Source organism: Paenibacillus sp. sgz302164 (assembly GCF_056120505.1).
This window is the reverse complement of record NZ_JBVYOL010000002.1, coordinates 98,508-125,463: the sequence shown is the minus strand read 5'-3', so window position 1 is coordinate 125,463 and position 26,956 is coordinate 98,508. Positions and strand designations below refer to the sequence as shown.

Here is a 26,956-nt window from a genome sequence, read left to right as displayed (position 1 = left end):
GGGTGTGTTGCGGAGCGAAAAAATATGCCGGAAAACTTTTGGAGGAACGCAGATGCTTGATTTTGTCGAATAATGGCAGCGGTAAGCGCGGGGTGTTTCCGAGAATAACCGGGGGCTTGGCTGAGGGTAATTGAAATGCAAAAGTCTGTAACATCGAGGGCAAGAACGGAGGATATGGATGAAAGGCTCGAATCAAAATAAGCGGTGGATTCTTGTATTCGTGCTTATTTTAGGAGTGGCTCCCGGCGGGAATGGATTTGCTGCGGATTCGCCTGTTTTAGATCAAGAGCAGGCAAATAAGGCAGGAAATGTATGGGTAGTAAATCGCGATTCCCCCCGTCATCAAACTTTTACCCCGGCTATTACGGGCGAGCTCAATAAGATCGATCTATGGATAGATAATATTTCCGGATCGCCCGGCGCAATAAAGGTGAGTATTTATAAGAACGATAATCTCGCAACACCGCTTGCTACAGCACAATTGACGTCGTACAGTGCAGGCTGGATAACGGTCGATTTCTCAGGAGCGCCGCCTTATTTGAAGAAAGCTACGTTGTATAGAATGGTTGTTTCTTCGGAAAATGGAGGAAGCACTACGGGTTTTGAATGGTACGGCAGTACTGGCGATCCTTATAAACGAGGATACTCCTTTGTTGCGGGATATGACCTTGCCTTCAGGACCTACATGATTCCGGATTATTCGTTATCCTTGGAGGAGAGTAAGGTTTACAGCGCGCAGTCCAGTCTCGCAGCCAATGGGACAAGTAAGACGACAGTTACCGTGAGGTTGAAGGATGCGCAGGGCAACGATTGGAAGACCGGGGGGCTGCCTGTCACCATCACTTCGACGGCGGGGACGGTTGGCCCCGTAACGGACAACAATAACGGTACCTACACGGCGACGATCACTGCTTCGGCCACGGTCGGTACGGCGACGATCACCGCAACGGTCGGCGGTAGTGCGATAGCGTCGACGGCCAGCGTTCAGTTCGTGCCGGGCCCGCCGTCGGCGGCGAACAGCTCAGTTGAAGCGGGCAGCACTTCGCTTACCGCTGACGGGACAAGTCAGACGGCGGTGACCGTCAAGCTGAAGGACGCTCAGGGACGAGCCATGACGACCGGAGGGTCGGCGGTCGCCATCACTCCGACGTTAGGTACGCTTGGCCCTGTGACGGACAATAGAAATGGTACCTATACGGCGACGCTCACGGCTCCGACGACGATAGGTACGGCGACGATTAGCGCAACGGTCGGCGGTAGTGCGATAGCGTCGACGGCCAGCGTTCAGTTCGTGCCGGGCGCGCCGTCGGCGGCGAACAGCACTGTCGATGCGGGCAGCGCTTCGCTTAACGCCGACGGGACAAGCCAGACGACGGTGACCGTCAAGCTGAAGGACGCTCAGGGACGTGCTTTGTCGACCGGAGGGTCGGCGGTCGTCATCAACTCGACGTTGGGCACGCTGAGCTCCGTGTCGGATAATGCCGACGGCACCTATACGGCGACGATCACGGCTCCGACGACGATAGGTACGGCGACGATCAGCGCATCGGTCGGCGGCAGCGCGATTGCATCGACGGCCAGCGTTCAGTTCGTGCCGGGCGCGCCGTCGGCGGCGAACAGCACTGTCGATGCAGACAGCGCTTCGCTTACCGCTGACGGGACAAGCCAGACGACGGTGACCGTCAAGCTGAAGGACGCTCAGGGGCATGCTTTGACAACCGGAGGGTCGGCGGTCGTCATCAACTCGACGCTAGGCACGCTAAGCGCCGTGTCAGATAACGCCGACGGCACCTATACGGCGACGCTCACGGCTCCGACGACGATAGGTACGGCGACGATCAGCGCATCGGTCGGCGGCAGTGCGATACCAGCGACGGCCAGCGTTCAGTTCGTGCCGGGCGCGCCGTCGGCGGCGAACAGCACTATCGAAGCGAGCAGCGCTTCGCTTAACGCTGACGGGACAAGCCAGACGGTGGTGACCGTCAAACTGAAGGACGCTCAGGGACATGCTTTGTCGACCGGAGGGTCGGCGGTCGTCATCAACTCGACGTTAGGCACGTTAAGCGCCGTGTCGGATAACGCCGACGGCTCCTACATGGCGACGCTCACGGCTCCGACGACGATAGGTACGGCGACGATCACCGCATCGGTCGGCGGCAGCGCGATACCAGCGACGGCTAGCGTTCAGTTCGTGCCGGGCGCACCGTCGGCGGCGAACAGCACTGTCGATGCGGGCAGCGCTTCGCTTACCGCTGACGGGACAAGCCAGACGACGGTGACCGTCAGGCTGAAGGACGCTCAGGGACATGCTTTGTCGACCGGAGGGTCGGCGGTCGTCATCAATTCGACGCTAGGCACGTTAAGCGCCGTGTCGGATAACGCCGACGGCACTTATACGGCGACGCTCACGGCTCCGACGACGATAGGTACGGCGACGATCAGCGCATCGGTCGACGGCAGTGCGATAACGTCGCCGGCCAGCGTTCAGTTCGTGCCGGGCGCGCCGTCGGCGGCGAACAGCACTGTCGACGCGGGCAGCGCCTCGCTTACCGCTGACGGGACAAGCCAGACGACGGTGACCGTCAGGCTGAAGGACGCTCAGGGACATGCTTTGACTACCGGAGGGTCGGCGGTCGTCATCAACTCGACACTTGGCACGCTGAGCGCCGTGTCGGATAACGCCGACGGCTCCTATACGGCGACGCTCACGGCTCCGACGACGATAGGTACGGCGACGATCAGCGCATCGGTCGACGGCAGTGCGATAACGTCGACGGCCAGCGTTCAGTTCGTGCCGGGCGCGCCGTCGGCGGCGAACAGCACTGTCGATGCAGACAGCGCTTCGCTTACCGCTGACGGGACAAGCCAGACGACGGTGACCGTCAAGCTGAAGGACGCTCAGGGACATGCTTTGTCGACCGGAGGGTCGGCGGTCGTCATCAACTCGACACTTGGCACGCTGAGCTCCGTGTCGGATAACGCCGACGGCTCCTATACGGCGACGCTCACGGCTCCGACGACGATAGGTACGGCGACGATCAGCGCAACGGTCGACGGCAGCGCGATACCAGCGACGGCGAGCGTTCAGTTCGTGCCGGGCGCACCGTCGGCGGCGAACAGCACTGTCGATGCGGGCAGCGCTTCGCTTACCGCCGACGGGACAAGCCAGACGGTGGTGACCGTCAGGCTTAAGGACGCGCAGGGACATGCTTTGTCGACCGGAGGGTCGGCGGTCGTCATCAACTCGACGCTAGGCATGCTAAGCGCCGTGTCGGATAACGCCGACGGCTCCTACACGGCGACGCTCACGGCTCCGACGACGATAGGTACGGCGACGATCAGCGCATCGGTCGGCGGCAGCGCGATAGCGTCGACGGCCAGCGTTCAGTTCTTGCCGGGCGCGCCGTCGGCGGCGAACAGCACTGTCGATGCAGACAGCGCTTCGCTTGCCGCTGACGGGACAAGCCAGACGGTGGTGACCGTCAAGTTGAAGGACGCGCAGGGACACGCTTTGTCGACCGGAGGGTCGGCGGTCGTCATCAACTCGACGCTAGGCACGCTGAGCGCCGTGTCAGATAACGCCGACGGCTCCTACACGGCGACGCTCACGGCTCCGACGACGATAGGTACGGCGACGATCAGCGCATCGGTCGGCGGCAGCGCGATAACGTCGACGGCCAGCGTACAATTCATGGAGAGAGACATGAGCGCATCTCACTCAACGCTCACCGCAAGCGATCTGGTCGTTCGGGCAGATGGCAAAAGCACCGCTTCGATCTTTGTAACGCTCAAGGACGCAGACGGTCATCCGCTAGCCGACAAACGAGTGAGTCTTCAAGCGAAAAACGGACGGTCGATCATCCAGGCAGTTTACGGAGTAACCAATGCGGATGGCATAGCTGCCTACACGGTGAGCAATACTGAAGCGGAGAACGTTGTTTATTTTGCAAAAGTAGAAGCAAGCGGACTATCGCTAGATCAAACCGTGGAGATTATGTTTACTTACGATCAGCCTCCGGGTATCCGACTGCAAGAGGATCCTGCCGGCCCAACCTTTGGGAGTGTGACCATAACGGTTACTGCATCCGTATACGGTGAATTCAATAGCGTTTCGTCGGTCAAATGGGCGGCAGGAAGACGTTCGATCGCCGATTTCGATAAGATGGGTGTGGAAATCACGGACCGTTTTACCGTGCAAAAGAACGGGATTTATTCGGTCTATGTGGCAGATGCGGCCGGCAATGCGAACGTCAGCCTGATCGAGGTTACGAACATCGTTCCTTTGAGCGGCAATGCGAACTTGACCGGCTGGCAGCTTACAGGCTTGGGTGGGGCGGCGAAGTTTGATTTTAATCCGGGGATTACGAACTATACGTTGAATGTAAATCATTCGGTATTCGGTTTGAAAATGATGCTGACAACCTCGGATGTTTATTCCGCCGTCTATGTGAACGGATTGCAGGTAGCAAGCCATTCGATTACAGATGAATATCCGCTTGTAACGGGCCAAAACACGTTCGAGGTCATTGTCAAAGCTCAAGACGGTTCAACTAAAACGTATACCCTCAACGTGATTCGTTCAACCGAAAGCTCCAATTCCCTTCCCGGTTCCGGTTCTAGTTCCGGTTCAACTAGTCCTTCAGGCGCTGCAAATCTTTCGAGCGATTCGTTTCCGGACAATTGGCTTCTGATAGGGATAAATGACAAAAAGGTTTCCGTGAAAGCCTCGGTTCAAATAGATGCGAATGGATTGAAATTCATCGATATTCTATTAGATACAGACATTCTAAACAGAGCGCTTGACCCGTTATCTGCCGCAATTCAAGCGAATCTATCGATTGCGGTTGAGGATGTGGCGGACAAAATAACTCTACGGCTTCCCGGCAAAGCTGTCACGCTCATTGCTGAGAAAGCAACTGTCATTGCTTTAAAAACACAACACGGCCAATATCGCCTGCCGCTTTCTGAGATCGTAAACCGGGAATCGGATTGGACGAACGATACGGAAGCTCAAATAACGATCGGGCGTGGCAATGACGAAGCGATACTTGGACTGCAGGATGCGGTAAATAAAGGCGGTTTCCGGTTGGCGGCGGGTCCGATTTATTTTAATGTGCATGTAACGCGTCATGGCGAGACAAAAGAGATTTCCAGCTTCAGCCGTTATGTGGAGAGGATCATTTACTTGCCGACGGATGTCGGAACGGTTTCAACGGCCATGGCTTGGGATCGGAAGCCCGATGTGCGTCCGGTGCCGACGGAATTTACCAAAGTAGATGGTCGGCAGGCCGCCGTTATTCGCAGTTTCTCGAACAGCGCTTTTGTACTGGTATACAAACCGTCCCAATTAACAGACGTTCAAGGACACTGGGCCCAAGCTGAAATTGGCGATATGAATAGCAGAATGATCGTACATGGTGTAGATGGAACCCGATTCGCTCCTGAAACTGCTATCACTCGCGCAGAGCTCGCTTCTTTGCTTGCAAGGGCGTTGGGTTTGCCGGAAAAAGGAGATTACGCCGTTTTCCGGGACGTAGCCAAGTCGAGCTGGTACAGCGGCGCTGTTGCAGCAGTTAAAGAATACGGAATTATGGATGGCTTCGAAGATGGAACGTTTGGTCCAAATCAGGAGGTATCGCGCCAAGAAGCGATCGTAACGTTCTTTCGAGCACTGCGACTGGCCAATGCCGCTTCGATAACTCCCGGTAAGCAAACGGATTTAACCGCCTACGCCGATAGCCATCAAATTGGCGACTGGGCGCGCGATGCGATGCGTACAGCTATTAAAGAGGGTCTGGTGAAGGGGTATGGACATGAGCTGCGTCCTCAAAAGTCATTGACTCGTGCCGAGACGACCGTGCTCCTTTACCGGGTGCTATTAAAAGCAAGATTAATCAATGAAAAAAAATGAAACAAAAGACGAGCCGGACGGCTCGTCTTTTAGATGTATGGTCATCTTGACTATCCTCAGCAATTTATGGAAAAACCCCTTCCGCTTCTAATCTTTCTTTTGCAGCAGCACGGCAATAATGATAATTAGCCCTTTAACCAGACCTTGAAGATAAGGCGACACGCCTATCAGATTCATCATATTATTTAAAATGCCCAGGATCAAAATTCCGAAAAATGTGCCGATGACCTTGCCGCGCCCGCCTGTCATTCGGGTGCCGCCGATAATAACAGCTGCAATGGCATCCAATTCGTACGATAATCCCGAGCTTGCGGAGGATATGGAGTTCAGTCTTGAGGATTCGATAACGGCAGCCAATCCCACAAGTATGCTGCATAGCATGTATACGCCGATCTTCACCCGATCGACCCGAATCGCGGAAAGCAGCGCCGCCCGTTCATTGCTGCCAATGGCGTAAACATATCTGCCGAATTTGGTTTTATGCAAGAGTACATAAATCACAATGGTAACCGCCAGGAAAATGATGATCGGATATGAGATGCCAAAAAGCTCATTGTTCGCGATCAAGGTGTAACCCTTGACTTTCCCGGCAATGCTCCCGCCATTCGCTATGTAGAGCCCTAACGACCTGGCTGCAGCCATGACACCGAGAGTAGCGATGAATGAAGCAATCTTCCCCTTGGTAATCATGATTCCATTAAGGAATCCGATGGCCGCCCCCGCCCCGAGCGCTGTCAATAATGCGATGGGAATGCTTCCCGTATCGTTCAGTATAATGATCGTAATGGCCCCGATAAAGGCAAGAACCGCACCGACAGAAAGATCAATGCCCCCGGATAGCATCACCACCGACATGCCTAGCGAAATAATCCCAATAATGGAAACTTGGCGCAAAATATTTACCAGGTTGTTATATGAAGCAAAATCTCCTCCATTCACGACGACTGCGAACAGAACGATCACTACAAAGGCGATGATTACGCTATATTCCGACCATAACCAGTTCATGTGACGCATAAAAGGTTGAGTCCTACTATTCAGGTTCATTATGCTATTCCCTCTCTTTTGGCGCCGGTCGCATAAAGCATTACCGCTTCTTCAGTAATTTCATCTCTGCACAGTGTGGCTGCGATCTCGCCTTGGTACATGACCTTCACTTCATCGCAAAGCTTCTGCAGCTCGGGAACTTCAGACGATAAAAGAATAATGGCCTTGCCCTTTTCCGCCAACCCCATAATCAAATGATAAATTTCGCTCTTCGCTCCGACGTCGATCCCCTGCGTTGGCTGATCGAACACGAGAATGTCTGAATCAACCTCAAGCCATTTCGCAAGAATGACCTTTTGCTGGTTTCCTCCGCTAAGTGCGGTAATCAGGACACTGGGGTCGGTCACTTTAATGTTCAACATCTCTTGATATTCAGCAAATTTCGCTTTTTCTTCTTTCGATCTAATCAAACCGCTCCGCGAAAAATGATCCAGTGCAGAGATGCTCATATTTTGCAACACGTTCATATCCTTAATGATGGCATTTTCTTTTCTATCCTTTGGAACGAAGCCAATTCCCGCTTGCAAAGCCTGTCTGGTATTTTTTATATGGCGAGGAACGCCATTGACGGAAATCGTACCCTTCGTTTTATTTCGGAATCCAAAAATGCTTTCAAACAACTCCGTTCTTCCATCGCCGGCCAAACCGACAAAGCCGAGAATTTGACCTTTATGCACGGAAAAATGAATATTTTTGAAAATCCGGCCGCAGCTTAGCTGTTTCACACTCAACGCTTCCGCGCCTATATTCCTTTGCCGGTAATACTCGATTCCGCCCACCGTTTTCCCGACCATCAGCTTCGTAATGCTTTCCTCATCGGCATCCCGGATATCTCCTGTACCCGCTACATAACCATCGCGCAGTACCGTGAATCGGTCGCAAATTTGAAATATTTCTTTTAGCTTGTGTGAAATATAGATGATGCTTACTCCGGATTCCTTCAATGTGCGCATGATTCGCATGAGACTCTCAACTTCGTGCTCGGTTAAGGATGTCGTCGGTTCATCCATGATGATGATCCTCGCATTATCCAATAAAGCCCGAGCGATCTCAATAATTTGCTTATAAGATGCTCCGATGTCTCTGACATATTTTCTTGGGTCGATCTCGATTCCCATTCGATGGAGTGTTTCCGTCGTTTTACTGCACATATCAGCTACATTTAAGAAGCCAAACCGGTTCGTCAATTCATTGCCTAGAAACATATTTTCATATACCTTCAAATCGGCAACGACATTCAGCTCCTGATGTATAAAGCTGATCCCCTTCTGCTTCGATGCCCGAGGATTCGCGAAATGAGCCTTCTCCCCCTGAACGGCCACATCTCCCCGATCCGGCTGCAATACGCCGCCCAAAATATTCATCAATGTGGACTTGCCGGCCCCATTCTCACCTAACAAAGCGTGAATTTCGCCCTTTTGGACAAGCAGTTCAACGCCTTTCAGAACGGGAACTTGATTAAACGATTTGTAGATATCCAGCATCTGCAGTACATGTTCCTTCATCCGCTTCTCCCCGCATTGCATGTAATCAGTAGTTGGCATTCGGATCGTAATATTGATTCACATTGTCCTTCGTTATTCGGTTCGCTTCCAATGTGATCACTTTATTTGCGGGACTGTCGCCATTCAAGATTTTCACAGCTGTTTTTACCGCATCTTTAACCATCAGAGGCGAATATTCAAAGGTTGCCTTGATCAGACTGTTGCCGTCTTGAATCATTTTGTACACTTCCTTGTTTCCGCCTGTCCCGGTGATCACTTTAATATCGGTGCGGTTGGCTTCTTTAACCGCTTGCAGTACGCCAAGAGCCATCTCGTCATCATGAGTAAATACAGCGTCGATTTGCGGTTGAGCTTGCAGTATGTTTTGCATCACGTTCAGCGATTTTTCCTTCTGAAAATCACCGGGCTGGCTTGAGATAATCTCCATGCCCGGGTAATCTTTGATCGCTTCTTTAAAGCCTTCGCTTCTCATTGTCGTTACACTTGAAGGTACACCGATGATTTCAACAATCTTCCCTTTTCCTCCCAGAACTTCCGACAAATATTTCCCTGCGCCTCTCCCGATTCCTTTATTGTCGCCTTTAATTAAAGCAGTAAAATTATCGCTGTTGATTTCCCTGTCCACTATGATCAAAGGAATGCCCGCCGCCTTGATCTTCGCCGCGGCAGGCGTTATCGCGTCACTTTCGATCGGCAGCAGCACAATCGCATTGACTTTCTTGGAGATCAGATCCTCAATGTCGTTCGTTTGCTTGTTCGGATCGGCTGCTGTCGTAATGACATACTCGATCCCTTGAGCCTTGGCTTCATCCTTCGCATTGCTGATGATGGCGCCCAGCCATCCATGGTCGGCAGCCGGGAACGACATGCCGATCACTTTTTTGCCGGCCTTATTATTTTCGCCGGAAGAATTACCGCCAGCACCTTTGGCATTGTTCTCATTGTTTCCTCCGCAAGCAGCCAGCGCCAACATCATAACGAGCGCCAGGATGGCGACGACCCCTTTTTTCACCATTTTCATTGCTGTACCCTCCCAAATTATGAATGTTTGAATCTCGCTTACACGTTCCATTTTCCGGGATTTGGAAGCGAATTCACAGACTGTATCTTGCGCCATCCTTATGGTTTTTTGCGATATACTTTACTCAAGCGGAGATCCTGTAGCAAGCCTGTATATGTTCTCTTCCGTCGCTTCATTACGATGCAATTCCGCAACCATCGTACCCTCATACATGACAGCTATCCTTGTACATAATCCGAGTAACTCCGGTACATCGGAGGAAAAAACAATAATGCCCTTCCCTTCCGCCGCCAGCTCGTGAATCGCAGCATAGATTTCACCCTTGCTCCCCATATCAATCCCCCTGGTCGGCTCGTCAAGGATAATAAGATCGCATTCCGATACGAGCCACTTCCCGAGCATGACCTTTTGTTGACTGCCCCCGCTTAAATATCGAACCTCTTGATTCATGTAATCTACCTTAATGCCCAGGTCAATTACCGTATCCAATGCTGCATCCAGCTCGCGCCTCGGGCTTAACAGCCGGCCTTTCAGCATCTTGTCTAATGCGGATATGGTCAGGTTGCTTTTCACACCCATTTCGTGGAACAATCCTTCCTCCATCCGATTTTGGTGGACCAGCCCAATACGAAACGCCTTTGAATTCAAAATATCCTTGTAACGAATCTGTTCTTCTTTCCATAACACCGACCCGCTCACGTTCTTGTCTTGTCCAAACAGCGCTCTCGCCAATTCCGATTTGCCGGAACTGACCAGACCCGCCACTCCCAAAATTTCACCTTCATGCAGCTTCAAGTTCACATCGTAAAAATGCGGCCTTTTGGTTAACCCCTTCACTTCAAATAAGGGTTCACCCTCTCCCTCCAAAATAGGGGGAAAGTAATCCTCGAAGTGATGACCGAGCATCAATTGAACCAAATGCTCATGCGTCATACCTTTGATATCGGTTGTGAGCACCCTGCTGCCATCGCGCATGATCGTTACGCGGTCGCAATATTCCAAAATTTCTTTAATGCGATGCGTAATAAACACGACGGAAACCGACTGTTCCTTCAGCTTTCGTATCACGTCGAACATCCTCGCGCTTTCTATACCGGACAAGTAGGATGTCGGTTCATCCATGATCAAAATTTTTGATTTGACAGCTAAAGCTTTTGCGATGGCAACAATAGACCGTTGACTGAAAGTCAGGTCTCTTACCAGAGTACTCGGGTGAACGGAAAATCCCAGCATTTTGAGCAGACTTCGGCTTTCATTTTTCATATAACGAAAGCGTGGAAGGAGGCCGACCATGCACGGCTCCACCCCAAGAAAAATGTTCTCACTCACGCTTAAATCGGGTACCAACACAGGTTCTTGCTGCAGCATGGCAATCCCCAACGATTGTGCATCCTGTATCGATCTGATTTGAATAGGGGCATTGTCCAGCTCGATTTGTCCTTCATCGGGTTGAATAATACCCGTCAATATTTTCATTAAGGTCGATTTTCCCGCCCCGTTCGGACCGATGAGCGCATGTATTTCACCTGGCGCCAACTCGAAGTCAACCTTTTCAAGCGCTTTTACATTAAGAAATTTTTTACTTATGGATTTTAGCTTGAGCAAGGCAATCACCCCTTTCGGTTATCCCGACTTTTGCGAAATTCTCTGGGCGACAATCCCGACATTTTTTTGAAAATTTGATTGAAATGGGTCAAGTTAGGGTAACCGATTCTTTCTGCAATCTCATAAACCTTCATATCGGTACTCGTCAATAACTTTTTCGCTTCTTCAATGCGGCAGTGAATGACATATCGAATGGGAGCCATTCCGGTTTCATCCTTAAAAACATGAGCTAAATGATGCGGGCTCACATGAACCAACTTGGCCAGCTCAGCTAACGTCAATTCCTTCTCAAAATGAGCCTCGATATATCCCTTCACCAGTTGACCTAACGATGCTGTATTTGCTTGATGCGGCCTTTCCCATTGCCGGATTAATATAACTGCAAGCGATTGCAGGCTGCTGCTGATCATTTCGGAAGAGCCCAAATGGAAGTTCTCAAATTCCCGGCGAATCGTTTCCAAGTAATTTTCAACGGCTTGACGTTCTATACCTAAGGCAAGTACGGGACGCCCTTCTTGCTCGACCAGACTCCCCTTCGATCTGCCGTTGATATGAATTCCTATTGAGACAAGGATTCCTTTAAATGGTAGAGAATCCGCCGCATGCAGCTTCATCTCGCTTCTCGGGTGAATCAGCAGCACTTCTCCGCTCTTCAGAGCATAGCTGGCATGATCGTTCATACCCGTACAATATCCTTCCTTCACATAAAAAAGAGAGGCATATTCCTGAGTACGAATAGGGACAGGAAAGCTGTCATTCTCCGTAATCAGCTTGATGGAAAGGAGAGCCGGCGGATCGATGAATAGCTTTTGTTGTTCGCCCAACCGTTTCTCCCCCCTCAAAATTCGACAAATGCTGGTACCTAAAACGTTTTCAATTTATCTTATCGGATTCAAACTCTGCATACAATCAGCAAAATGGGCAAAATTATTTCGGTATTTTGTTAAAAAAAAGAACCGGGTGCAATCCCCGGTTCCTGCCGCTATATGTCTCCCGTTCAAACGCTACATGGCGTTTGACTGCATGGATTCATAACATGAGAATAGAATTCGCATATTAGTCAAATAATCCAAGCCGGAAGTCTCAAATCCTCCTCCTGACGAAAGGCAGTCTACAAAGTGCTGCTGAGCAGCGATCGCGCTTCCACCTTTATAGCCTTCGCTAATTTCATATACATACTCTTGCTCTGCGCCACCTCTATTTGTCAGGAAGATGCGTCCTTCCTCATCAAGCCGGAGCTTTCCTTCCGTGCCTTCGATCATCATGCAGCCGTAGGTTGGGGACCGGTTAATAGTTGTGTAGGCGACCCGATTTGCATCGTAAACGGCAAGAATGCCATTTTTAAAATTAGCGAACATAATGGCCAAATCTTCTCCGCGGATAACCGGATTAATCCTCCGGGATTGACAATATACGTTGTTTATTTCTCCGAACAAAAACCGAAAAGTATCGATAAAGTGAATTCCCGTTTCAAACATCAGAAACTTTTCCATTTGTTTGAAGTAGGGTTGAACGGGATACGGGTCATTGCCCCATCCATCGCCTGGACGCATATGAAAATAGGCATAATAAACGTCGCCGAGCTGTCCCTCGTCCATCATTTTTTTGATATGACGATACCATGGCTGCCAGCGCCAATTTTCGTTCACCATCAGCGGAACATTGCGTTCTGCCGCATAATGGACCAATTCCTCGCTTTCTGCGAGCGTTGGTGCAAGAGGCTTTTGACACAAAATGGGCAGTCCCAAATCAGCCGCATATCGAACATATTCAAAATGAGACGCAGGCGGTGTACAAATATCTATAAAATCCGGCTTAACTTCCGTTATCATCCGATTAAAATCTTGAAAACTACGAATGCCGTATTTATCGGCGAGATGCTCCGCTTTCGCAGCATCAATGTCATAAATCGCAACCATTTCCGCGCCGGAAACGGATTGCCAAGCTTCCAGCTGCACATCGGAAAAGTGACCTGCTCCAATAATAACCCCTCGGTATGTCTTTTTCCTCTCCATCTTTCCAATCCTTCCCCAATCCGATTGTTAGCTATTCAAAAAGTTCTACGCGGCTTATAACCCGCATTATCCAAGAAATCCGCCGCCACATCAGAAGATAATGTTTGCAGCGAAATATCGCCTGTTCGTGCCGTAATGATCATTCGGCTTGCCATCTCCAGTGTCTCAAGCGCCATTCTCGCTTCCTTGACGCTCGTATCGAAGACGATCACGCCGTGATTTCTTAGGATGATAATATTGGCCTGCTTGCTTTTCTCCCCGACAGCCGCCCCCAGCGTCCGGGAACCGGGATGAAAGTAATCAACGTAAGCTACCCGCTCCAAATAATACATGGATTCTACGAAAAGCTCGGACATATACGGTATATTCGTGCAAGACATCAAAGTAGACCAGAAAGGAGATGCATGAAGAATGGCATTGGCATCCGGCCGGTGCTTATAGATTTCGGCATGCATCGGAATTTCTTTGGATGGCTTCAGATTCCCCTCCCATTCCATCTTTTCAATGTCCACTTGGACAAGGTCCGTCGTAGATAGCTGCCCCAAGTCGGTTCCGGAACCTGTAATGATCATTTTATTCTCCGACAGACGAGCGCTAATATTCCCGGAATTTCCCCATGCAAGCTGTCTGTCCAGCATATATGCGCCCAATTTGCATAAAATCTGTCTTAATTCAAGCTCTTTATTTTGGAAAATCGTTTCATTCAACTAGGAGCCACTCCTTCCGTCTGCCACTCTCAAGAAATAATCAGGCTGTCCAAGCTGCCCGCCCTTCAGAGCGATCTCAATCCCGTTCATAACCGGGTCTTTGGAATATCCGCGACATAAGGGCGCGCCAGGCGCAGTACGCTGCAACAATTCCAGCGCCTCTATCCCCATCGATAAGGCTGCAAATCCCGAAGTATCTCCTCCCGCCAAAATAACCCGCTGAATGCCAAGCATCTCGACCAGACGTTTGCCGATTTCACCCATTTTGCATCCAATCATTTCACCGGTGCTCGAGATGGGGACGCCTTGCCGGGAAAGCTCGTCATGCAGCAACCTAATGCTGCTGTCCTCCGGTCCGTCCGCGGTATACAAGATCAAGCTTCTGCCTTCCAGCCACAATTGTTTAGCTTCCTTCAGGATACGATCACAAGCGTCATCGCTTTCATTCTCTTTCAACAATTTCAAAACATCTACTTTCATTTTGCAAAAGCCGTTTCCAGCTGCCTGGTCGATTTGCATATTGGTAACCGGAGAACAGCTTCCGGACAATACGAGGGTTTGCTGCGGTTCCAGGTCCGGTTCAACCCGATTCTCAAATGCATATCGTTCTTTCCAATAGGAGCCAAGAGCTAGAGACATGCCTGAAGAACCTATAACAAACATGGGCTGGCGTTCCGACGCTTCCCCAATCAGTTCGCCGATGGAATGCATATGCCCTTCATGTAGCGCATCCAGCAGTAAGGCATTCTTCTCTTTCCGGAGCAAGCTCTCCCACCAGGCTTTCCGTTCATCTGCGGCAAGTTCAAGGTCCGATACCGAAAATAAAGATATCGTTCCATTCATTTGCAGGGAAAAATGGCGCTGTAAATCGGCCTCCTTCATCGGTGTTACCGGGTGTCTGGACATCGAAGGATGTCGGTCCAGACGATAAACATCCCCCTGAAATGCGGCAAAATGATTTCCGAATACCGTGTACCTTCGTAACTGCGGCGCCGCCACTAAAATGGGGATCGCAGCTTGTTCGCGATACAATTCTCTTCCGATTTCTACGACTTTTCCGATGCTTCCGATTTCGGGCGAAGAATCGGCGGTAGAGCACATTTTGTAATGCAATACCTGCGCATTTAATTGTTGTAATTGCTGCAGAACCGGGCTCAATTCCTTGTCCATCGCGGCAGGGCTCATTGTACGAGCAGTACCGGCTACACCTATGCAATGAACGTGGGAAAAGGCCTTCAGCATATCGTTCGTGGGAGGTTGAATGAACAAAACCGTCCTGACGCCTTGTCCTTCCAACACTTCCATCGCATCCGTCGAACCGGTAAAGTCATCTCCATAGAAGGCCATCCATAATTCATGAGCAGTCATAAATTGCGATCCCCGCTTTCACGAAGGAATTCACGCCATGCCAGTTGCAGCGTACGCTTGGCATTCGCAATGAGATCGGACGGCCTCTCCGTAGACGCGCATATCAATTCGAAGCTTACCGAGGAAGATCGGGTTGCATGAATGTAGCCTGCTTGCAAGAGCGAACGGAAATAAATTACAAGTTGTTCAATATCATTCTCTCCTGCATGATACCCGAAATAAGGATGAGAGTCCCCATATCTTATGTCGCCAGTCCGCATTACCGTGTTTCCGACATGCACATGGCCGATCCATGGGTTCAACTCCCGGACGGCGGCTGCGATATCGGCTCTTACCATAGGGATATGGCTCAAATCCAACAATAGCTTTACATGATCCGGCGATTTCATATATTGAAATAAGCGAACCGTATCTTCCACGGAGCCGATCAAACGCTTCTTATCCACATCGTAGTCGAACATTTCCACGAGAAGTTTCATATTGCGCGCTTGCGCTTGCTCACCGAGAAGAAGGACCGATTCAGCTAATCGCTCGATTGCCAGGTTTCTATTTCCTTCGATATTCGGGCCGCTGATGATTTCAAACATATCGGCTCCGACAGCTTCCGCTTCGTCCTGAGCGTTCAGCATGCGTGCTAAAGCCTTCGACCTTACCGCTTCATCAAGGCTCCCCAAATCCAGCTGCTCTCGAAAAATCGCCGGCTGTGCCAGATAGCTGTTTTTCATACGGCAGATGTCGAGCCTTTTTTTGAATTTGGCTCGGGAATCGGGGTTGCGAATACCTGAAATTTCAATTCTCCGGAAGTAAGTGTCATGCAATACATGATCAACCGCTTGCAGCAAAGATTCATCTTCCTGAAATGCATCCGGATACATCGCATTGAAGATGATTCCCATCTCTAAATGTTCTTCAATCCTCGGCGCAAACATTATTTCGCCCACTCGTTCACCGAATGATTCAATGCTTCCACGACCGCATTGCCGACATCCGAAGTGCTGCTTTTACCGCCAATGTCTCCCGTTTTCGCTCCGCCGTTTGCCAAAATTCGTTTGACAGCCTCCTCAATTCCTTGCCCCGCGGCAATAAGGCTGTTATCCGCATGCTTTTCTCCGATCCAATCCAGCATCATAGAGAGCGATAAGATCATAGCGTATGGGTTGGCGATATTTTTGCCGGCTATGGATGGAGCTGTACCGTGAGCCGGTTGAAACAATGCATGCCGATCGCCGATATCGCCAGACGGAGCCATCCCGAGTCCCCCAACCGTAGCCGACGAAAGATCCGATATGATATCGGCAAACATGTTTTCCGCTACGACGACATCAAACATTTGCGGGTTCATCACTTGGTACAAAGTCATAGCATCTACATACACATAATCCCGCCCGATATTCGGAAACTGATCGCCGACACTATCATAAACACTTCTAAAATAGGCATAGGAACTAAGAACGTTTGCTTTATCTACGCATGTTACCAAGGATGCTCCGTCTGAGATTCGTCCGTTTCTTTTCTCTGCCAATCGGAATGCATAGCGGGAAATTTTCTCAATACCGGTTCTGGTCATGATGATCGTATCCGTCGCTACCTCGCCTCTTACATTGCAACCGCCTGTACGGGAAGCGTAGAGACCTTCTATGTTCTCTCTTACAATGATGTAATCGATGCCCCGGCTCACATCCCGGAGAGGACTGACAATGCCTTCGTAAAGCTTGACCGGTCTTACACCCGCATACAAATCCAAGTCAAATCGCAAGCGGAAAATAACGTCGCCGTTCACTTCCCTGCCATCCGGATGACGTGCCTCCGGTAAACCGATAGCCCCCATAAGCATTACATCTGCAGCCTTGCAATGGTCGAATGTGTCTTCCGGCATCGTAACCCCTGTCCGCAAAAATCTTTCCGCCCCGGCGTCGAAAGACTCTAATTCAAACCGTGCGTTGCTTAGATGGGATTCTACCGTTTTTAATACTTTCAAAGCCTCGTCGGTAATTTCCGTCCCGATGCCATCTCCCGGGAGGACCGCAATTTTATAAACCTTCATGTCCTTCGCTCCTCAATGTTATAATTTAAAAATCCGCTTGGCATTGTTATGAAAAATATCGTCAAGCTGGGCTTCTGTTAGACCAATGGAACGATATTTCGTAATTTCCACAGGTAAGTTCGTGACATGGTCCGATCCCATGATCATCCTCTGATGTCCGATCGCGTTAATCATTTTCACAACCGTATACGTAGGGCACCAGGACGGCTCCAGAATCATATTTTCGCATGTTTTGGCAGCTACGATGGCTTCATCGGTGTATATCGCGAAGCCTGCATGCGCAAGAATAAAGGTCACATCCGGAAACTTTCGAGCCGGTTCGATTAATAAAGACGGCAAGGAAGAAGGTGTACCCAGACCTGTATGGACGATTACCGGAATATTCAACTTTCGTGCAGTTTCGTATATTTTATTGCAGCGATCCGACAACGGAGAGATGTTATGCCCGTATGGATGCAGTTTAACCGCAATAAATCCCAGGTCCTTCACGCACTTTTCAAGCTGCTGGACATAGGGTTCCTCCTCCATCCACGGATCCAAACTCGCGATTCCGTAAAATTCCCCAGGGTGTTTACTAGCCAGCCGGGCAATTTGTTCATGTACATCCTGGATATTTTCCAGCGTCGGTTGGGGCATCACCAAGCTCGTCGCGACGCCGTTACGTTCCATCGATTCCAGCAACTCTGTTTCTGTTGTCGTTACGCCTGAAAATTTGGAGGTGCCTAGATGAACATGTGTATCTATAATCGAAAGCATACGGATTCCTCCCTTCTTATCCTTTCACTGCACCGGCAGTCATCCCGGCAACTACCTTTTCCTGGAATATGATATACAAAATGACGACCGGAATCATAGCAATTGCCAGCCCCGCAGTCATCGGTCCAAAGTCAGTCATATACTCGCCTTTCATCCCATAGATGCCTTGGGTTAAGGTTTTCAGTACCGGATTGGAAATCAGAACGTAGGCGAACAAATACTCATTCCAACAGGACAGCAGCGCCAATATGCCTACAGTCGCCAAACCAGGCGTGGACAGCGGCAGAATGACCGAGAAAAAGGTTCGATACCGCCCTGCGCCGTCCATAATCGCCGCTTCTTCCAATTCCTTGGGCAGCGTCCGCATAAAGGATACCAAAATGAAAATCGTGAGCGCTAAATTGCTAACGACATACATTAGAATCAAGCCGACATGGTTATTAATCAGATTGAGTTCTTTAAGGATTGAAAAGGTTGGAATTAGAATGGTCTGTGCGGGAATCATTATTCCTAGGGCAAAAAACGTATAAATCGTTAAACTTGGATAAACGCGCGCCAAGATATATGAAGCCATCGCTCCGAAAAGTAAGATTAGCACTACAGAAATGACCGTAATGTAGAAGCTATTAAGAAAGGTTGCTCCAATATTTCCGCTGGTCCATGCCTTGACATAGTTTCCTAATTGCCATACCTTCGGCAGCGAGAACGGACTGCTGTAAATTTCGGTGTTGGTTTTGAAAGAGCTTAGAAACACCCATAAAAACGGAAATAATGTTGTCACGCTATATGCGGAAAGCAGCACATATTTGATCGGTTTCTTTGCTTGAAGCACCGCCAACCCACCTTTCAGTACTCCAGAGAGTCTTTGCTGGAAAAGAATTTTTTGAACAGGACCGTAAACACCAAAGCATATACAGCAATCGTCACTGAAATTGCACTCGCATAACCAAATTCATAGGAAGCGAATGCTTTCATGAATAAATACACGGAAGCAAAAGCTGAAGCAACGCCGGGGCCCCCTTGGGTAATCGCCCAGGAATGCTCGAACGTTTTCAGCGCACCTGTAACACCCAAAATAATACACACTTGCAAAACATCCCACATCATAGGAAGGACAATACTGAAGAAAGTACGGCCCGACGATGCGCCGTCGATTTCGGAGCTTTCGAATATTTCTTTTGGAATACTCTGCAAGGCTGCCAGGAAAATGATGAAGAACAAACCGATCGTTTGCCATACTTGCGGTGCTGCCACGGAATAAAGAACAATGTTCGGATCGGACAACCAGTTTTTCTGGAGAAAGGATAAACCAAGAAAATTTAAAATTTGATTCAGCAATCCGCCCTCCGAATTGTACATCAGGGAAAACATCAAGCCGATCGCCATCGGCGACACGACCACCGGCAGAAAGAAAACCGTTCTGAAAAATTTAAATCCTCTCTTGATTCGGAGTAATAAATACGCCAGAATCAATGCGGCCGGAATTTTAATCGTCAACGTAAGAACGATTATTACTAACGTATTTTTCATGGTCTTCCAATAATCCGAATCGTGCAGCAGCTGCGTGAAGTTAGCAAATCCAATAAATTCCGGTTTCTGTACCGCATCCCATTCCGTCATGCTGTAGTAAATCGAGTACAGGACGGGCACGATAAAAAACAGTAAAAACAGCAAAACGGCAGGTGCAAGGAAAATAGCGGAAAATAAACTGCGTTTTTGTGTCATGCCATCACCCAATTACAATAAATTTTTTAGGAGGGATGTCGTCCCTCCCCAAACTGTTTTATTTCTTCTCGCCTGCAACGGCCGTCTGTACCTTATTAATAAAATCGCCCGGTTTGATCACGCCTGCAAACAATTCATCCATGGCACGATTGAAAGCTTCCGTGGATTTCGCGCCGGGCAGCATGGATTTCGTAAATGGTACAACGCTATATGAATTCGTGAAGCTGAATACTTTGGCAGCGAACGGATCCAGGGAGTTCCCAGTCGTTTTCAAGGACTTGGCAGGCATCATGCCTGCGCCGGCTAACGCAGCGTTCATTTGATCGGACAGCAAGGCATCTGCTACTGCGACAATCGCATCTTTTTTGGCCGGATCTTCGAACGACTTTTTATTGATGACCAAGCTCATCGTATATCCCCCGATCGTGTAAGACGCAGGATCTTTTACCGCACCTTCCATTTTAGGGACATTTATTAATTCCGATTTTGCAGTAGTCTCTTTGCTCAAGTTAGGCAAAGACCATGGCAAGGTGAACAGCATCGCCGCCTTACCTTCATTGTAAGGAACTACAGATGGAGCCCAATCGCCGTTGGCAACCGTATCATCCGGGAATATCTTCAAGGATTTCATCTCGCTGACGATTTGTGCGGCTTTCTTGAAGGCATCCGTATCAAATTTATAATCTTTGCTTATTTTCTCCGCATCTTCTACGCCGCCCGCGAATTGCGTTGCGATCGCCGAATAAAACCAATGGCCCGGGTTGGAGCCTTTGCTGCCCATTGCAAGCGGGATGATACCGTTTTCACGCAATACCTTGGAAACTTGTTTAAATTCCTCATAGGTCTTCGGCGGTTGAAGCTTATACTTGTCGAAAATTTCTTTGTTATACAAGAAGAACGCCTTTGACGTTTCGAGCGGAACCAAATAGGCTTCGCCGTCGACTGCCGTGTCTTTCCAAACTGCATCTGACCATTGATCTTTTTTGACCGATTTGCTTGCCGCAAAATAATCCTTCATGTTCAAGGCGACTTTGCCGTCAATGAGCGGACGCATGTACGATTCCCCCGCCCAGTATAGAAATATATCCGGGGTATTGTTGCTGGCCATGTCCACTTTGAGCTTGGTTTTCAGTTCATCGCCCGGAGCAAATTCTTCAACTAGATTGATCTCCGGATGCTGAGTCCGAAATGCGTCCAATTGCGCTTTGAATACCCCAGCTTTGCCATCCGATCCGCCCCAAGTATGCGCAAAGCGTATCTTTACAGCTTTACCACTCTTGGAGGGGTTTGCTTTTTCATTCGCGGAGTTATTTCCTCCGCCGGGCGAGCAGCCCGCCAATACGAGCATACCTGCCAGCACCATAAATACCGTTGACTTGAACCTCTTTCTGAACAATTTTACTTCCTCCCCTTTTTTTCGATTATTGAAAGCATAAAATGCGATCAACCGCAATCATGGAGCTATTGGCCGGCCCTTTCGAAATCGCTTTCAAAACGATCTGATAACGATTTCAGATGTTTAACCGGCGATGGCCGGCTCATTTATAAACTCGCTCTACGCTCCAAAACCTCACCGTTTTTCAAATGTACGACTGCCTTCCACTCCCGATCGCCGGGACGCACATGCCAAGCTAGCTGCCTCCAATTAGAGTCGAAGTTGACGGTAAACGGTTCCACGTAGTTGGTGTATACGAGTTCACCATTGCAATAGAAATCCACATAGTCAATGGCCTCTGGATACAAGCTGGCGAGGCGAATCCAACGTTGTCCTTCAAATTCCATCTCCGGCTCCAGACCTTGCAGGTAAAATCGATCTTCTTCCGGTATCTCCGGCACTTTGATGCCGATACCCTCAGCCATCCGGTACGCGAAGAATTGGTCTTCTCCACGAGTGATCCCCCAATCGCAAGGCGGCTCCTGCTTAGTCATATTGTTATAGTAACCCCACGAGGTACCTGTACGGTAAGCAACGCCCATATTGCCAATGGCCTGCGAATCTTCGTTGCAGACGACCGGTTTCCCCGGTGCCCACTTCTGTACCTGCCGAATACTGTTGTAATAACTCTGTCTGGTTAAGTGGTTGCCGTGAATAAGGATAACGTCGCTCTCCTTGCATACCCCTTCATCGATGAAGCCCCCTGTACCGCTGCAACCGACCGGTAAGCCGCCGGATTCCTTCCGTGCGATCTCCATGAGTGCCACCATGCCTTCCGGCGTATAAATCAACGGATGCGGCTTTGCGATGTCATGCTCATTGCACACTTCGATTATGACGTTGGTATATCCACCGTCCTTCAGGAATTTCGAGGCAACGCGTACTGCGTTAAGCACCGCGCGGGCGTCCTTGAGTTGGAAAACCTGGCCAGGATAAAAATAGCTGACGATTACGACCATTCCCAGCTCGTCCGCTGCACGAATCAAGCGATCCATACGCGCGGCATAAGCTGGATCGAGCTCGCTCCCGTCCGGACCGAACGGATTGTTGTCAACCGTGTTGTTGTTGATTGTAAAGCAGGACCCTCCACCTTGAAAGCCAACGGTAAACGCACGCAGTCCGTATGCATACCATTGCGGCAATGCGGAAATTAAGTCGTCCGTATTCCGCTCGGGGTTGAATTCTCTCCCGAACCGGTTGTATCGGCTCCGATCGGCTTTATCGTCGAAGATGCCCTGAATGAATCGGGCGTTCATCAATAGCCCGTGCGCTTCAGGACGGCTTCCGGCAATTTCGGAATATATCTTCTGCCCATTGATCTTAAAATGCTCGCCTTGGATGCTTAACACTGTTTTACTCATTCAACTCACTCCCTTTTAGTATCCCGTGCACCGTATACGAAGAATTACAAAAAAAAGAAATGGAATGGTCACTTATTATTTTTCACTGCTTCTATGGATTTACGAATATGCGCGACAGCTGCCCGTTCAGCCTCATCCTCTGACCGGTTTTTTATCGCTTGAATGATATCCATATGATCGCTGATTGTTTCATAAGGAGGGCGCATTAATCCTTTTAAATAGGTAATGCTCAAGACTTGAAACTGATTGAGCATGTTTGATAACATGACACTGTTGGCCTGCTTGGAAATCCGGTTATGAAACTCCCGATCGGCTTCACGATAGGCGGACCAGTCTTCATCCGTTATTTTAGCCATGGCTTCCTTAAAAAGGTTTTCCAATGCTTGAATATCTTCATCGGTCATATATCTTACGCATAGCCGACTTGCCAAACCTTCGAGTACGGCACGGATTTCAAAAGCCGCAATCATTTCTTCAGTGGTGTATTGCTTAACGTACGTCCCTCTTCCGTTGGTTTCGATCAGACACTCCTGGGTAAGTTGAGCAATCGCCTTGCGAAGCGGTGTTCTGCTTACACCCAATTGATCGGCAAGATTGTCTTGAATGATCTTTTCTCCCTGTTTCAATTGACCGTCAAGAATCAACTTTTTTAATGTCTTATAAGTCAATTGGTCCAAATCTTCATACTCGATTTTTATAGCACTCAATTATAATACCCCTCCTTCCTTTTCGACCACTTTCTTTCGTATACGGTGTACGAATATTTGATGGTTATACAGTATCATTATCCCCGTAAAATTGCAAGCGTTATTATAATGTCAGAAAGGATTAGGAAATGTTTGTAGTTCGATTCTGAATGGATTGCTTCGCTCGCGTGTGATGATGTAGTCTAATAAGCCTTTACTGTTAGCATCTTGAGCAATACTTCTCCTTCAGACTTAAATGTTTTATTATTCTCAAGGAATTGCTCTACTTCTGATAATTTTGCAGGTCTATATCCCGGACCTCCACAGCCACATGAATGATAGGTAAATCCGCTATTATATAGAATCTCTACTTTCATCCACTGCTTCACATCATTCTGTTTGGGTGCCTTGAAATCATGTCCCATGTCGTTCATAGTTCCGCTACATTGTGGGCATTTATATGCTCTATTCTGCACATCACGTTTACTTAGTTCACGATCAGATATTTGCTTAAATGCTTTTCTGCATTGAAAGCATGCGTAGATATCTTTATAAGGACCATACATTGCATATCGACACATGATTAACACCTACCTTTCTCCGTGCATTTGGCTACTTCGAGCCTTTTTATTTCCCCTCAACATCGCATACTGTTTATTTCAGCACATGATTCATCTACAAACGCCCTGTATCTGACATACATCACATTTGGATCTTCTTCATTCAAAAAATACTGAACCCAGTAAGCTTCATAATCCCGATTTAATTCTTCTTTCTTTTCCACACAACAAACGATATCTTCCGTTAGATTTGCTGCTGGCAGCCCGTATAGCTCAAGTATTCCCGCTAATGTTTCCAGGAGCTTTCTATCGTTCGGCTTCATGATATCAATACTAAAAAGGTCAAGTTCGGCAGTCATTAAGCATATGAATCCGCTTTCTGTATCCAAGTTAAATACTTCAAATTCCTTTTGTAGATCGGCATCTAACCTTGTGCAAAATCCATTCCTTTGTGATATTTCTTCAAGCTCTTCTAGCTTGGGTATTTGTACTTGTTTCATAGACTCCACCTCCTGCCTATCTTCAGTCCCACCAGGCATACAAGTATGTATCCGTAATCAATTCATCCGCGTTTGCAGAGAACATCTTAAATTCGTTCCTTATTTTCGGATTGACTTTCTCCTCCAGCGCAAAAAGAGTCGTAATCGTTACTCGATAATCCTTGCGATGAGGGCTTACCGCATATCCCTGTACTAAGACTTGAGGGTGCTTGATCATAAACTCATAAATCTGAGCGACACTCGGCGAACTATTTTCGCGATCTTCCGGATCTATATATTTTTGTCCAATTAACTTCCTCAAAACATCGACATTCACGTAATCAAAACGACGAATGCTTCCCGAACCTCGTTTATTCTCCCACTCTCCAGGAATGTCTAAAATGAGATCTCGGTTTTCGTAATCCATATTAAAAACGAAGTCAGTCATGATCTCCCTCTTCCAACCTTATTTCTAAGCTTAATGTAAGGTTATCCTCGTTAATTCGTACGCCATTTCTTCATCACAAGCAAATCCATTATTCTTGAACCCTCATATCATCTTCTACTCTAGCACCTTACCATTAACTCAAATCCAGAGTTGTCCATCCAAAATCATGAATCTTATTCCTGAAGATACTAAACTCCTCTTCGGATTCAAATACGATCTTACATCGCGGCTCACTGTATAGCCCAATAAAGGGCGGCTTTGCAGTTATATCCCTAACTCCAACGCATTCCTCGCCGTATCTTTCGAAGCAATCGGCAGTTCACGATCCAAAATGATTTTGCCATGTTCATCTTCGAATTCAGGATGAATCATATAGATGCCAGTATTGGCGATGTCATCACCGTCGTAGGAAAAATCACACTCAAAATTAGGTCTTTACTATGCATCTATAAAAACCAAGATCAATCTGCCTAACAATTCTATACTACCACAATTTGATTGGGACAAAACCAGAGAAAACGATTTTGCAGGAATACAAAAATTATTGTGGAACTTCTTTATTCAGAGGAATTTGTTGGAGGGAGAGATAGATGTTGTCTGATACCATAGTTAAATTGATACCCGAAGATATAAACTTTATGCCCGAGAATTTAAAAATTGATCAGGCTCGAACCTTCCTCGAATCCATTTTCGCAACTGCGGTTGTATCTGTTGAGAAATCGGAAAAGACCCAATTCGTTGATCAAGGAGAAAACTTTATTAAAATTACGTGTCCAAATTGCGAGACGATCGTTGATCTGGAATGGTGGCACGATGCGATGGATACCGCTTGGAAAACTTCATTCGAGGATTTACATGCACAACTTCCATGCTGCTTCTCAAATATTTCCTTGCACGACCTTATCTATGATAGGCCAGCAGGATTCTCGCGGCTTATTTTGAGCGTAGAAAATCCCGAAAATGCTCTAAAAAATGAGCAATTACTTGAACTGGAGCAGATGCTCGAAGGTAAGCTACGGCAAGTTATTGCTCGTATCTGAACTTTATTTTTACGCACACACAACCGCCGATTACACGATACAAAACTTCTGCTCTGAAAAAAATTCTTTTGAGGGGTCCCAAATGACAGCAAAGTTGCATATGCGAATCCAAAGACGAGATAGACTTCTGGATAGGACTGGGAATGGAAAATGAAACAATTGATATGGTAAGGTAAAATCTTCTTTCGATCTCAGAAATTGAAAAGCTGAAATCACGTTTTAAAAATAGTACTCAATACTGTTTTCTTCAGAACCACAATCAAAGCCCGAACCTTTACTTTTGGGGCATCCGATGAAGGTGGAACTGCAAACACCCCCTCTGGAAAGTCATCTTCATAACGACAGAGTTCTTCTATAAGCTTTTCATTTACTTTTTTCATTGAATTCCCTTTCACGCTAGGCCTTTCCTTTTCATAAATACTACTCACTTCCGAGAAGACACGTTTTCACCCGATACATAATCATCCATCACTTTACTTCTCTATGCCACGTGATTTGGACGAAAACATTTGGTTAATTCCAATTGCTGAAGGAAAAGCATCAGTAGCGGAAATTGTTTCACATCTTAAAAATTGGGATAATTACCTCATCTATACGATTATCCCAGCAATTAAAAATGGCGAAGGAATGTTCTTTCCAAATTTCGATTCGTTTAACAAAAAAGCTTATGAATATGCCCGTTCGGGAATTTCCAAAATAAGTATGCTTGACGAATTTAAGCAAACCCGTCGTCAGTTGGTTGACATACTGCTAACTGAGCCAGATATCGCTACTAAACATGTGCCCGCAAACGGCGTAGAATATTGCCCACATACAAACACGCCCTACTCCTTGCTCTACATCATCCACGAATTTATCGAACATGACATTCATCACAAAAATCAAATTTTATCAGTAATCTGATTCTTTCAGATATTGAGAATGATAGTTTAATTAACCGTCCTTTTGATGGGCGGTTTTCTCCGTCTTTAACATGCTTTTAATTGCTTAACCGTCGTAAAATCGCACATTTACATGTATTCAGCAGTATTCCTGGACAGTTATTTGGGGACGTGGGCTGGTGTGAGTTATAAGATCATTTGAGACAAAACCAACACGTTTAGGGCTGTTTTTATAAGATTGCCTGAGACTGTTTATAACATACGATTGGACAAACCTTATATTTTTATAAGATAAGCTCAGACAAACAATCAAAAAAACATTGTCTTTAAGCCTTGATCACGTTTTTCAATTAAAAAAAACC

23 protein-coding genes are annotated in these 26,956 nt (G+C 48.0%); 3 read left to right on the top strand and 20 right to left on the bottom strand.

The window, feature by feature from the left end:
• Positions 1-178: 178 nt before the first annotated feature.
• Entirely contained in the window at positions 179-5,911 is a 5,733-nt protein-coding gene (locus AC0LWT_RS04070; protein ID WP_474679941.1) for an invasin domain 3-containing protein, read from the top strand.
• Between the two features lie 87 nt (positions 5,912-5,998).
• On the opposite strand, the gene AC0LWT_RS04065 is transcribed toward AC0LWT_RS04070, so the two are convergent.
• From AC0LWT_RS04065 to AC0LWT_RS03975, 19 genes are all read right to left on the bottom strand, one after another.
• Entirely contained in the window at positions 5,999-6,958 is a 960-nt protein-coding gene (locus tag AC0LWT_RS04065) for an ABC transporter permease (protein ID WP_474679940.1), read from the bottom strand.
• The gene (locus tag AC0LWT_RS04060) at positions 6,958-8,463 is read right to left on the bottom strand and encodes a sugar ABC transporter ATP-binding protein (protein ID WP_474679939.1); all 1,506 of its coding nucleotides are present in this window, start codon (positions 8,461-8,463) and stop codon (positions 6,958-6,960) included. Before AC0LWT_RS04060 ends, AC0LWT_RS04065 begins: the two co-directional genes overlap by 1 nt.
• Before the next feature lie 25 nt (positions 8,464-8,488).
• A complete protein-coding gene (locus AC0LWT_RS04055; protein WP_474679938.1) occupies positions 8,489-9,484 on the bottom strand; it encodes a substrate-binding domain-containing protein in 996 nt (331 codons plus the stop codon).
• 120 nt (positions 9,485-9,604) lie between these two features.
• Complete coding sequence (locus AC0LWT_RS04050) at positions 9,605-11,089, bottom strand: sugar ABC transporter ATP-binding protein (RefSeq protein ID WP_474679937.1); 1,485 nt, start codon at positions 11,087-11,089, stop codon at positions 9,605-9,607.
• A gap of 5 nt (positions 11,090-11,094) precedes the next feature.
• Positions 11,095-11,913: a helix-turn-helix transcriptional regulator gene (locus tag AC0LWT_RS04045; protein WP_474679936.1), complete on the bottom strand. Its 819-nt coding sequence runs from the start codon at positions 11,911-11,913 to the stop codon at positions 11,095-11,097.
• Positions 11,914-12,093: 180 nt separating this feature from the next.
• Positions 12,094-13,104, bottom strand: a complete 1,011-nt coding sequence (locus AC0LWT_RS04040) for a Gfo/Idh/MocA family protein (RefSeq protein ID WP_474679935.1) — start codon at positions 13,102-13,104, stop codon at positions 12,094-12,096.
• 35 nt (positions 13,105-13,139) lie between these two features.
• A complete protein-coding gene (locus tag AC0LWT_RS04035; RefSeq protein ID WP_474679934.1) occupies positions 13,140-13,811 on the bottom strand; it encodes a class II aldolase/adducin family protein in 672 nt (223 codons plus the stop codon).
• On the bottom strand, positions 13,812-15,179 hold the full coding sequence (locus AC0LWT_RS04030) for a four-carbon acid sugar kinase family protein (RefSeq protein WP_474679933.1): 1,368 nt from the start codon (positions 15,177-15,179) through the stop codon (positions 13,812-13,814).
• Complete coding sequence (locus AC0LWT_RS04025) at positions 15,176-16,108, bottom strand: sugar phosphate isomerase/epimerase family protein (RefSeq protein ID WP_474679932.1); 933 nt, start codon at positions 16,106-16,108, stop codon at positions 15,176-15,178. Before AC0LWT_RS04025 ends, AC0LWT_RS04030 begins: the two co-directional genes overlap by 4 nt.
• On the bottom strand, positions 16,108-17,223 hold the full coding sequence (locus tag AC0LWT_RS04020; RefSeq protein ID WP_474679931.1) for an isocitrate/isopropylmalate dehydrogenase family protein: 1,116 nt from the start codon (positions 17,221-17,223) through the stop codon (positions 16,108-16,110). The genes AC0LWT_RS04025 and AC0LWT_RS04020 overlap by 1 nt, the downstream gene beginning before the upstream one ends.
• Before the next feature lie 18 nt (positions 17,224-17,241).
• Positions 17,242-17,979, bottom strand: a complete 738-nt coding sequence (locus AC0LWT_RS04015) for an amidohydrolase family protein (protein ID WP_474679930.1) — start codon at positions 17,977-17,979, stop codon at positions 17,242-17,244.
• A 16-nt stretch (positions 17,980-17,995) separates the two neighbouring features.
• Positions 17,996-18,811 (bottom strand): carbohydrate ABC transporter permease, encoded by an 816-nt coding sequence (locus AC0LWT_RS04010; protein ID WP_474679929.1) that lies wholly within the window; start codon positions 18,809-18,811, stop codon positions 17,996-17,998.
• 14 nt (positions 18,812-18,825) lie between these two features.
• Positions 18,826-19,704 (bottom strand): carbohydrate ABC transporter permease, encoded by an 879-nt coding sequence (locus tag AC0LWT_RS04005; protein WP_474679928.1) that lies wholly within the window; start codon positions 19,702-19,704, stop codon positions 18,826-18,828.
• A gap of 58 nt (positions 19,705-19,762) precedes the next feature.
• Positions 19,763-21,100: an ABC transporter substrate-binding protein gene (locus AC0LWT_RS04000; protein WP_474679927.1), complete on the bottom strand. Its 1,338-nt coding sequence runs from the start codon at positions 21,098-21,100 to the stop codon at positions 19,763-19,765.
• A 146-nt stretch (positions 21,101-21,246) separates the two neighbouring features.
• Entirely contained in the window at positions 21,247-22,500 is a 1,254-nt protein-coding gene (locus AC0LWT_RS03995; protein WP_474679926.1) for a glycoside hydrolase family protein, read from the bottom strand.
• 68 nt (positions 22,501-22,568) lie between these two features.
• Complete coding sequence (locus AC0LWT_RS03990; RefSeq protein ID WP_474679925.1) at positions 22,569-23,207, bottom strand: GntR family transcriptional regulator; 639 nt, start codon at positions 23,205-23,207, stop codon at positions 22,569-22,571.
• Between the two features lie 182 nt (positions 23,208-23,389).
• Positions 23,390-23,767, bottom strand: a complete 378-nt coding sequence (locus AC0LWT_RS03985) for a hypothetical protein (RefSeq protein ID WP_474680247.1) — start codon at positions 23,765-23,767, stop codon at positions 23,390-23,392.
• A gap of 56 nt (positions 23,768-23,823) precedes the next feature.
• Positions 23,824-24,246 (bottom strand): SAM domain-containing protein, encoded by a 423-nt coding sequence (locus tag AC0LWT_RS03980; protein ID WP_474679924.1) that lies wholly within the window; start codon positions 24,244-24,246, stop codon positions 23,824-23,826.
• Positions 24,247-24,268: 22 nt separating this feature from the next.
• The gene (locus tag AC0LWT_RS03975) at positions 24,269-24,673 is read right to left on the bottom strand and encodes a hypothetical protein (protein ID WP_474679923.1); all 405 of its coding nucleotides are present in this window, start codon (positions 24,671-24,673) and stop codon (positions 24,269-24,271) included.
• 590 nt (positions 24,674-25,263) lie between these two features.
• On the opposite strand from AC0LWT_RS03975, the gene AC0LWT_RS03970 reads away from it, so the two are divergent.
• A complete protein-coding gene (locus AC0LWT_RS03970; protein ID WP_474679922.1) occupies positions 25,264-25,713 on the top strand; it encodes a hypothetical protein in 450 nt (149 codons plus the stop codon).
• 212 nt (positions 25,714-25,925) lie between these two features.
• Here the strand turns inward: AC0LWT_RS03970 and AC0LWT_RS03965 are convergent, their stop codons facing one another.
• Positions 25,926-26,108, bottom strand: a complete 183-nt coding sequence (locus AC0LWT_RS03965) for a hypothetical protein (RefSeq protein WP_474679921.1) — start codon at positions 26,106-26,108, stop codon at positions 25,926-25,928.
• A gap of 100 nt (positions 26,109-26,208) precedes the next feature.
• Between AC0LWT_RS03965 and AC0LWT_RS03960 the strand changes: the two genes are divergently transcribed.
• A complete protein-coding gene (locus AC0LWT_RS03960; RefSeq protein ID WP_474679920.1) occupies positions 26,209-26,616 on the top strand; it encodes a DinB family protein in 408 nt (135 codons plus the stop codon).
• Positions 26,617-26,956: the final 340 nt, after the last annotated feature.